Origin of the sequence: Acetobacter sp., assembly GCF_052102375.1 — a bacterium.
Lineage (GTDB): Bacteria > Pseudomonadota > Alphaproteobacteria > Acetobacterales > Acetobacteraceae > Acetobacter.
Genome location: NZ_JBQDXI010000024.1, coordinates 21,972 through 30,251 on the forward strand (window position 1 = coordinate 21,972; position 8,280 = coordinate 30,251).

The window sequence follows — 8,280 nt, forward strand, 5'->3', positions numbered from 1 at the left end:
TCCGCAGCAATGCCATGAGACCCACTGTGGCGCTAGAGGGCAGGCAGGCTTACATGCGCTCGCGGCGTAGGACGTCTTCAGCTTTACTGTGAATGGTATCGTATTCGTCCTGTGAGAGATGGCCCTTGTGCAACATCTCGCTTGCGCGTGCCAACGCATCCCGCGCATGTGTTGCATCTGGAATAGGGTACCGCCTGCCGGGGAGAGCAAAGGCGCTGTCTGGCAGGGCATCACGGTCTGCTGCGGTCAGTTTAGACATGGGTATTTGTGCTCCCATCAGTTTGGTCTGGGGTGGAAGGTGCTGTCACTTCATCCAGATCTGCCATGGCGGCTTCTGCGCTGGTTGTTGGTACGTCAGACACGGCAATTGTGCCCGTTGGGGGCTGGTTTGCTGGGTGTTTGAGGTTTTTTGTGACCTGAAACGCCTTGAACACTGCCAGTGTACCAAAAACAACAACACCCACAGCCTGCCCCAGTTGCACACCGGCAGGCCCATAATGCTGCCCAATGCCGACAAAGGGAATGGTCCCTAAAGTCGCACGGCCCCAGTTGAAGGCCGTGGAGTATAGTGGGTAACCAAGGTTGTTGAAGGCTGCGTTGGCCACAAACAGCATGCCGACAAACAGATAACTCCCGATAGTAAGGGAGCAGAACAGGTGAATGAGCATTGCAGCATCCCCCTGAGCGTTAAAAACAGCCACCACATAATTTTGCAGAACAGCAAGAATGAGCCACGTGGCCCCGATGCTGAGCATGACCAGTTTTAGGGCGGCTGTCAGGGTTTCCCGTACACGAGGGTAGAAGCCTGCTCCCATGTTCTGCGCCATAATGGGGCCAACAGAGCCTGTGAGCGCAAATACCAAAGAGAAGAGTACCGGCACTGTCCGTTCTATGGATGCTTGGCCCCCCACGGCTTCCAGCCCAAACCGCGCCATGGATTCGGTGACATACACGCCACCAACAGGTGTTGCCAGATTGGTGAGGATAGCCGGTGTGGCCACGGAGCCGACATGCCGGGCATCCGCCAAGACACGGGAAAGAGTAGGCCATGTCACCATATCATGGCGGAGTGCTCCCATAAGGCCGACAAGAGCCACAACAAGGCGGGAAATAACGGTGCTGATGGCGGCTCCGGTCAGTCCTTCATGCAACCCGAAAATCATGATGGGGTCCAGAACGGCTGCGGTAATCGCCCCTAGCAAGGTAATGTGCATGGAGCCCTTTGCATCACCTACCACACGCATAAGGGCGGAAAACCCCATACCCATGCAGATAAGTGGCAGAAATGGGCTGACGACCTGAAGGTACCGTGTTGCATACTCCAGCGCATCTCCTTGGGCACCAAAGAGCTGCAACAAGGGGTGGGCAACAAGCATGGTGCCAATGCCCAGAACACAGGAAAGCCCAAACATGACAAGCAGTGCGGAGGAGGCAATCTGTTTTGCTTCCTCATGCCGCCCGGCCCCAATCTCCCGGCCTACGGCAGCGCTGACACCAATGGTCAGGCCAATGGAGACCGCAATTTGCAGGCCTGTGACAGCCCCGGCAAAGCCTATAGCCGCCGTGAGTGCGGCCTGATTGAGATGCGCAATATAGACCATATTGAGCATATCCACCGCAAAAACGGCCATCAACCCAATTGCGCCAGTACCTGCCATAACCAAAACATGTCGCATGATGCTGCCTGTAATAAAGCAGGCTTTCTGTCTGGTGGGCGGGTGGGGCCTTGTCATGCGTGCTCCGGTCCGGTGCCTTCAGTGGTAGGCGGAAGGCGTGAGAGAAATAGTATTATGTCACGCTAGGGCATCTCTGCGAATGCCCGCAAAAGAGAGAAGCCATTATTCCAGAAAAAAACACAAAGGCCATACGGAAATGCTCACGATGCTGCATTTGGTGCGGGCTGGTCCGGGTTTTTCAACTCGACTGGATGGCCAAGATAGGCGGCGAGAACCGTTTGTGTTGGGCCATCCATTTTGATGTGCCCGTCCTCAAGCCAGATCAGACGGTTACACCATTCAGCCACAACAGTGCTCATATGGCTGGAAAGCACCAGAATATCTGCTTTTGAGACAAGATTTTCCAGCCGGGAGCGTGCGTGCTGCCGGAAGGTGGCATCACCCGCCATAAACCATTCATCCATGAGGAGGACATTCGGCATGATAGCAGTCGCCAGTCCGAAGGAGAGACGTACGACCATGCCGGAGCTATAGGTGTTGACGGGCAGATCCATAAAAGATCCAAGCTGTGCAAAAGCTTCGACATCTTCTTCCACACGGGTGATTTGCGGTTTGGATAGGCCCGCCAGCATGCCCCGCAGGTGTATGTTCTCACGGCCTGTTAACACTTGGTTCATGCCCAGCATGGGGTCCAAAAGAGTGCCTATTGTGCCGTGAATGGTGACACTGCCAGCTACAGGCTCATAAATACCGGCAAGTGCCCGGAGAAGAGTAGTTTTGCCCGCACCATTCCGGCCAACAAGTCCTAACCGGTCGCCCGGTTTGAGCGTGAAAGAGATGTTTTGGAGGGCCTGCACGACAACGCGGTTACGCTTGCCCTCTGCTGCAAACCGGCCATGAAACGCCCCTTGCACAGCCTTGCGGAGGGAACGCGTTGTGCCGTGATAGAGTGGAAAAGAAACATCCAGATTTTGAACGGTTATCTGCGGCAAGACATTATACCCAATAAGCCAGACGCGCCCGCATACGGGCAAAAAGCGTACAGGTGACGACCCCCAGCAGGGCAGACCATAAAAGTGCGGCTGGCCAGACCATGACGCTCAGATGGTCCCCAGTAAGGGGACCGCGTAGAATTTCTATCAGCGGGAAAAATGGATCCAGCAAAAGCCACTTCTCTCCCACACTCATCAGTTCCGGTGCCCATATGACAGGGGTGATGAAAAAAAAGATTTGCAGAATACTGGCCATGATGGGCGGGATGTCGCGGAAGCGCGCACCCAGTATCGCAAGAAGGAGGGTGATACAAAAGCTGTCGACAGCCCAGACGGCTAATGCCCCTAGCAAGGTCCATGTCCAGTGCGGTGTGGTGTGAAACCAGAGGAACACAGCCGCCACGACCGGAACGTTATGGGCACAGACCATCCAGTTTCTGACGGTCGACCGTATGATGTGCAGACTATAGGGCAGGCGCGTCGCATGGATCATGGAAGCAACCGTATTGAAGGTCGTGCAGCTTTCCGTAATCAGGTTGCTCACGAACATCCAGATCACCAGAGAAATGGTGAGAAACGGCAGATAGATGTGTACGTCCATGTGCATCAGGTAAGAGTAAAGCAGGCCCATGGCCGCTACCATGATGGTGGCAGAGAGAGTGAGCCAGAATGGCCCGAGCAAGGAGCCACGATAGCGCTGTTTGATATCCAGCCAGCTCAGGGTGCAGGCTAGTTTTCCAAGCTTCAGCCCTTCCATAAGGTCGTTCCAGGCATGTCTGAAACACGCAAATCCACGCTCTGGTTCCAGATGGAGCACTGGTTCTGGGCCGGACGGCAGCGGCAGTATGGGACCTGAGGGATGAGAGGCTTGTAGGGTATCCATGATTCTCCCAGTCGTTAGACAACACGCAGCGCGTACGCAAGTAAGAGCGAAAGAGTATGGCATTTTTCGTGCCGGCCTCTCTCTTCCGGCGCTGTTTCCTGCACGGAGTGGATGACAACTCGGGCCGCGGTTGCTAAACCCCGCACGACTCATAGCAAGCCTGCCAACCCTGAAAGAGCCGGGAACAGCCATTACCATGAAGATCGTCGCTTGTAACAGCAACCTGCCGCTGGCCGAGGCCGTTGCCAAAGAAATCGGTTTGCCTCTGTGCAATGTCACGGTGCGCCGTTTTGCCGACATGGAAGTTTTTGTCGAAATTCATGAGAATGTGCGCGGGGAGGATGTATTTGTCATCCAGAGCACCTGCACGCCAACGAACGACAACCTGATGGAACTGCTGATCATGCTGGACGCTCTGCGCCGCGGGTCAGCACGCCGCATTACAGCCGTTATCCCCTATTTTGGGTATGCGCGGCAGGACCGTAAGTCTGGCCCCCGTACGCCTATCAGCGCCAAGCTGGTTGCCAACCTGCTGGTGGAAGCGGGCGCCAGCCGCGTGCTGACACTTGACCTGCACGCGATGCAGATTCAGGGCTTCTTTGATATCCCGGTGGATAACCTTTACGCCGCGCCTTTGTTTGTAAGAGACATCAAGGAACGTTATGGCGACCGTGACCTGATGATTGTCTCGCCAGATGTCGGTGGGGTTGTGCGTGCCCGCCAGCTAGCGCAGCGTCTGAACACGGATCTGGCTATTATTGATAAACGCCGCGAACGTGCAGGTGTGTCTGAAGTCATGAACGTGATTGGCGATGTCAAAGGCCGTCACTGCCTGCTGGTGGATGACATTGTGGATAGCGGTGGCTCCCTGTGTAACGCTGCACAGGCTATTGCTAATAACGGTGCAGCATCGGTCGGGGCTTATGTGACCCATGGTGTGCTAACCGGGCAGGCCGTTGAGCGTATCGGATCCTCCTGCATTGAAATGCTGACCTTGACGGACAGTATTCGGGCAACCGAGAGTGTGCAGGCTGCCAGTAACATCCGGCAGATTACCATTGCGGGTCTGCTGGCCCGTGCCATGAGTGCAGTGGCAGACGAAAGTTCTGTTTCCTCCCTGTTTGATTGAGACGGCATGACACAGCTTGACCTTCGCCCTTACTGGTATCTTCGCCATGGCCAGACAGACTGGAACCGGGAAGGCCTTTCACAAGGCCGGACCGATGTACCACTGAATGCCACAGGCATTGAGCAGGCCGGGGCGGCGGTCGGGTTTGTTTTGCCGGGTTTGAAAACGCTTACACCCTTTACACATATCGTCAGTTCACCGCTGGACCGTGCTTTCCAGACGGCTGCAATTCTGCGGGAAGGGCTGATAACGCACGGCCTGGAAGCTTTGCCGTTGGAGACGGATGATGGGTTGGAAGAAGTCTGCTTTGGTGAGCAGGAAGGCCAACCCATGGGTGACTGGTATGATAGCTGGATTGCCGGGGAGTACACGCCACAGGGCGCTGAACGGTTTGAAGACCTGAAAACTCGTGCGGTTGATGCCGTTAATCGGGCAACACAGCTAGGTGGTGTGCCGTTAATAGTTGCGCATGGTGCTCTTTTCCGTGCTTTGCGTGCAGCCATGAACCTGCCCGCAAATGTACGCCTGCCGAATGCTACCCCCTTATGGCTGGAGCCGGGGGAAACAACAGCAGACGCCTGGACTTTGACCGTGGTGTCAGACTCCCCGACTGCCTGACCTCCAGCCGGTCAGGCCGGCATGGGGTTGTATAAAAAGGAAAGTAGCCGCGGGTAGGGTAGGTGCATGGGCACGACCATGCTGCCTTTTGCCTGTTTGATACGCTCAGCCTGCGCTCCGATATCATAAGCAATAACCGGTTTTTCAGTGCGCCATATCTGGGTTAAGACATAGGACCATGTTTCTGGCCAGATAGATGGCATAAAAAACCAGTCTATTGTGTGCTGCCTTACAAAGTCCTGTATCTCATGCTCCTTGTAGCGCCCGGTTATGTGAACCACTCCGGTTTCAAGGAGGGCGCGATCATTACAGCTATAACCAATCAGTACAAACTGGATGGGAGCATTCAGCTGCGCGGCAAGGCGTGCAAGGGCAAGGAGTTGTGTGTAGCCTTTCTCCAGTCCGATAGCCCCTAAAATGCCTATGGTTCTGTGACTGTTGCCGGAGGGAATGGGAAAGTGCGGCCATTCTGTGCCGATCAGGGTTTCCCATGGCCGATAAATTGCCGACACACCAAGTTGTCGTTTGATGCGGTTCGCTGTGTCATGAGACGGCGCGTAAACGGTACGGGCATGGTGGAATAAAGACTGACTGCCCGTCCGCAAACGGGTGATGGAGGTTGTTTCCCCCGTATTGCTCCCGCATGTTTCAAGGCAGGTCTGGCACTGTTTGGAGGCCGGTTCTCCACAATATACGCCATCTTCCCCGGTTAATGTAATGCGCGGGCAAAACCAGGAATAATCATGAATATAGATATCATAAGGAAGTTTCAGAGACCGTAATTGTAGAACTTTGTCGAGTGTATGGCCAATGTAGCTGTGGATTTCCAGAGCAGTACAGTTCAGGGATGTTAGCAGCGCTTTTAAAGCGTGCGGGTTGCGGGGAATAATAAGGTTGGGATATGTATTTTCTGGAAACCCCGCAATCTGCCAAATCAGTTTTCCGGATCCGGAATGGATGGGTTTGAGCTGAAAAGGCACAATATTATGGGTAAGATAAAATGTGCCGCGGCGGTCTACATGGCGCGTCAGGCCACCTTGCCTGTCATGGGTAACAAGCAAAACTGACCGTACATTCGGTTTGTCGTGTGCTAAACGGCGGAGATCAAGAGCCCGCCTAAACGGAAGTAGCGGGTCCTGATCCTGCCATTTTTTTACAAGCGCATCGTATCCGGGATGGATAGAATTAAGCAATTTCAGGTTGCGGGCAATCAAGTCGGTTTTGACAGAAGTGAAAGACTGGCTTTCTGCGTGTCCCACATACACGCCGGGGCATGCAACATGCCGCCACCCTAACGCTGCGGCCCGGCGGGACCAGTCATTTTCCTCTCCATAACCTTGTGCAAAAATATCTGTTCTCAAAAGCCCTGTGTCTTTAAGGCAAGAAGCCTTGATATACATACAGAAACCATGCGCGGTTGGAACGTCAGGGGTTGAGCCATCCCATGCTTCCCCGGCAAGATCATTCAGATGGTCACAGAGGGTTTCTGAGGGAACAGATGTGCGTCCATCTTTTTCTGGATAACTGAAAATAGTGGCGTTATTGGAAAAAGGCGTAGCAGTGCCGATATTTTCTGCTGTGTAAGCTGCCTGTTGCAGTCTTTCTACCCAATTTTTTGAAACAAGTGTGTCACTGTTGAGCAGAATAACATCTTCATGCTCAAAGCGTTCACAGAGGCCCGTATTGGCAGCAGTGGGAAAACCGCAATTTTCAGGAAGTGAGAGAAGTGTGATGCAGGAGAACCGCGCATCATACTCTTTTACAAGGCGGCATATAGCTGGATCGGGCGATGCATCATTGACGAGAATAATGCGTGTCCATGCGTTTTTATAACGCAGCGCACGCTCTATGCAGATGCGCGTTGCGTCAAGGCCAGAATATACGGGAATGACCAGCGCGACGGAACGACAGGGCTTATCAGAATAGACACTGGTTTTTTTATATAATGCAGGGAATTTTGAGGAAATATGCCGTGCATAGATCTCTTGCAGTTCAGTCGTATCAGTAAGCAGCACCGGGCTGCCATAAAGCTTGTGGCCATATATCGTTTGTACAGAAAAAATATTTCCTATTCTGGAAAATTTTGAAATACCTACTGAAAACCTATGACGCACTTGCCCTGTGGCCATAAACTCTAAATCAAAGAGTTGGGGGATGTGGGTTGGAAGGGCTAGTGACTGGCATGGGGATATATGTGTCTGACTCAGAGCGCGGACTTTGATTGGATACATTGGGTCAGCCGGAGCGCACACCCATCCCGTAATATGTGTAGGCGTTTTTTCTACAAAGCCGCGGCATTGCGTAAACGCGCGAAGGTCAAATGCTGGAAAAACTTTAGAGTTATCGTGTTCTGTAACAGAAAGCTTTTGAAACGATTGCCAGTTTTTTGGGAGCTTATAGGCACTGCAAAAATGATCAGTAGCAGGCGCGGGGAGAATGAAGGATGTTTCTTCGTCACGCGAGGAGAAGCAGGCGCTAAGTGTTACGCTAGGGCGGGCAGTATAATAATGTAATGTGCCATCAAGAGAGAGACCACAAAAGGAACTGGTCTGATTGTGGTGAAGGAAGAGAGTAAGAATTTCAGTGAAAGCAGGATGCGGGAAGGGAGCATACCGCGAGAAATACAAGGAAATTTCCTGCTTGGCTAAAGCCCAGTTCGCGCAAATGCAGTGAGATGCGATGAGTAACAACTGGCATAGTGGGAATGGAAACTTTTGAGCGAGAAACCCAAATGCCTCAGATGCAGCAGGGTGTTCACGTTGAAGACGAAGGCAACCAATAGCCAGTGTAATATGGGCTCGGCTGGGCGAAACTCTTTGATAATATTCGCATAATTTTAGTAGTTTTTCTGAATTTTGGTCCTGTTGTGTTGATTTTCACTGAGAACTGGGTTCTTCCGCACTTTTCGTGATGGGTATCTTGTACTTAGGTTCCGGAACTGGGAAATCCAGAAAGTCGTTCACTTTCATGGATATTCCCCAG

At 53.0% G+C, this 8,280-nt stretch carries 7 protein-coding genes; 2 read left to right on the forward strand and 5 right to left on the reverse strand.

Going from position 1 to position 8,280, the window contains the following annotated elements; genetic code table 11:
* Positions 1-49 precede the first annotated feature (49 nt).
* The 4 genes from ACTIDN_RS10395 to ACTIDN_RS10410 form a co-directional block, all read right to left on the reverse strand.
* Positions 50-259: a hypothetical protein gene (locus ACTIDN_RS10395; RefSeq protein ID WP_415508294.1), complete on the reverse strand. Its 210-nt coding sequence runs from the start codon at positions 257-259 to the stop codon at positions 50-52.
* Positions 252-1,733 (reverse strand): MATE family efflux transporter, encoded by a 1,482-nt coding sequence (locus ACTIDN_RS10400; RefSeq protein WP_441376988.1) that lies wholly within the window; start codon positions 1,731-1,733, stop codon positions 252-254. The genes ACTIDN_RS10395 and ACTIDN_RS10400 overlap by 8 nt, the downstream gene beginning before the upstream one ends.
* 143 nt (positions 1,734-1,876) lie before the next feature.
* Positions 1,877-2,668 carry an ABC transporter ATP-binding protein gene (locus tag ACTIDN_RS10405; protein WP_415508296.1) on the reverse strand — a complete coding sequence of 264 codons (792 nt, stop codon included), beginning with the start codon at positions 2,666-2,668 and terminating at the stop codon, positions 1,877-1,879.
* A gap of 4 nt (positions 2,669-2,672) precedes the next feature.
* A complete protein-coding gene (locus ACTIDN_RS10410; protein WP_441376989.1) occupies positions 2,673-3,551 on the reverse strand; it encodes an ABC transporter permease in 879 nt (292 codons plus the stop codon).
* A gap of 196 nt (positions 3,552-3,747) precedes the next feature.
* Here ACTIDN_RS10410 and ACTIDN_RS10415 point away from each other — a divergent pair, with 196 nt between their 5' ends.
* Together ACTIDN_RS10415 and ACTIDN_RS10420 are read left to right on the forward strand one after the other, a co-directional pair.
* The gene (locus ACTIDN_RS10415) at positions 3,748-4,680 is read left to right on the forward strand and encodes a ribose-phosphate pyrophosphokinase (RefSeq protein ID WP_048837267.1); all 933 of its coding nucleotides are present in this window, start codon (positions 3,748-3,750) and stop codon (positions 4,678-4,680) included.
* Between the two features lie 6 nt (positions 4,681-4,686).
* Positions 4,687-5,298: a histidine phosphatase family protein gene (locus ACTIDN_RS10420; RefSeq protein WP_441376990.1), complete on the forward strand. Its 612-nt coding sequence runs from the start codon at positions 4,687-4,689 to the stop codon at positions 5,296-5,298.
* Positions 5,299-5,309: 11 nt separating this feature from the next.
* Here ACTIDN_RS10420 and ACTIDN_RS10425 read toward each other — a convergent pair whose 3' ends face one another.
* A complete protein-coding gene (locus tag ACTIDN_RS10425) occupies positions 5,310-7,313 on the reverse strand; it encodes a glycosyltransferase (protein WP_441376991.1) in 2,004 nt (667 codons plus the stop codon).
* Between the last annotated feature and the right edge of the window lie 967 nt (positions 7,314-8,280).

What these genes read in the sequence shown, in the direction of transcription:
- ACTIDN_RS10395 (WP_415508294.1), bottom strand. Translation starts at nt 259, where the DNA reads ATGTCTAAACTGACCGCAGCAGACCGTGATGCCCTGCCAGACAGCGCC.
- ACTIDN_RS10400 (WP_441376988.1), bottom strand. Translation starts at nt 1,733, where the DNA reads ATGACAAGGCCCCACCCGCCCACCAGACAGAAAGCCTGCTTTATTACA.
- ACTIDN_RS10410 (WP_441376989.1), bottom strand. Translation starts at nt 3,551, where the DNA reads ATGGATACCCTACAAGCCTCTCATCCCTCAGGTCCCATACTGCCGCTG.
- ACTIDN_RS10415 (WP_048837267.1), top strand. Translation starts at nt 3,748, where the DNA reads ATGAAGATCGTCGCTTGTAACAGCAACCTGCCGCTGGCCGAGGCCGTT.
- ACTIDN_RS10420 (WP_441376990.1), top strand. Translation starts at nt 4,687, where the DNA reads ATGACACAGCTTGACCTTCGCCCTTACTGGTATCTTCGCCATGGCCAG.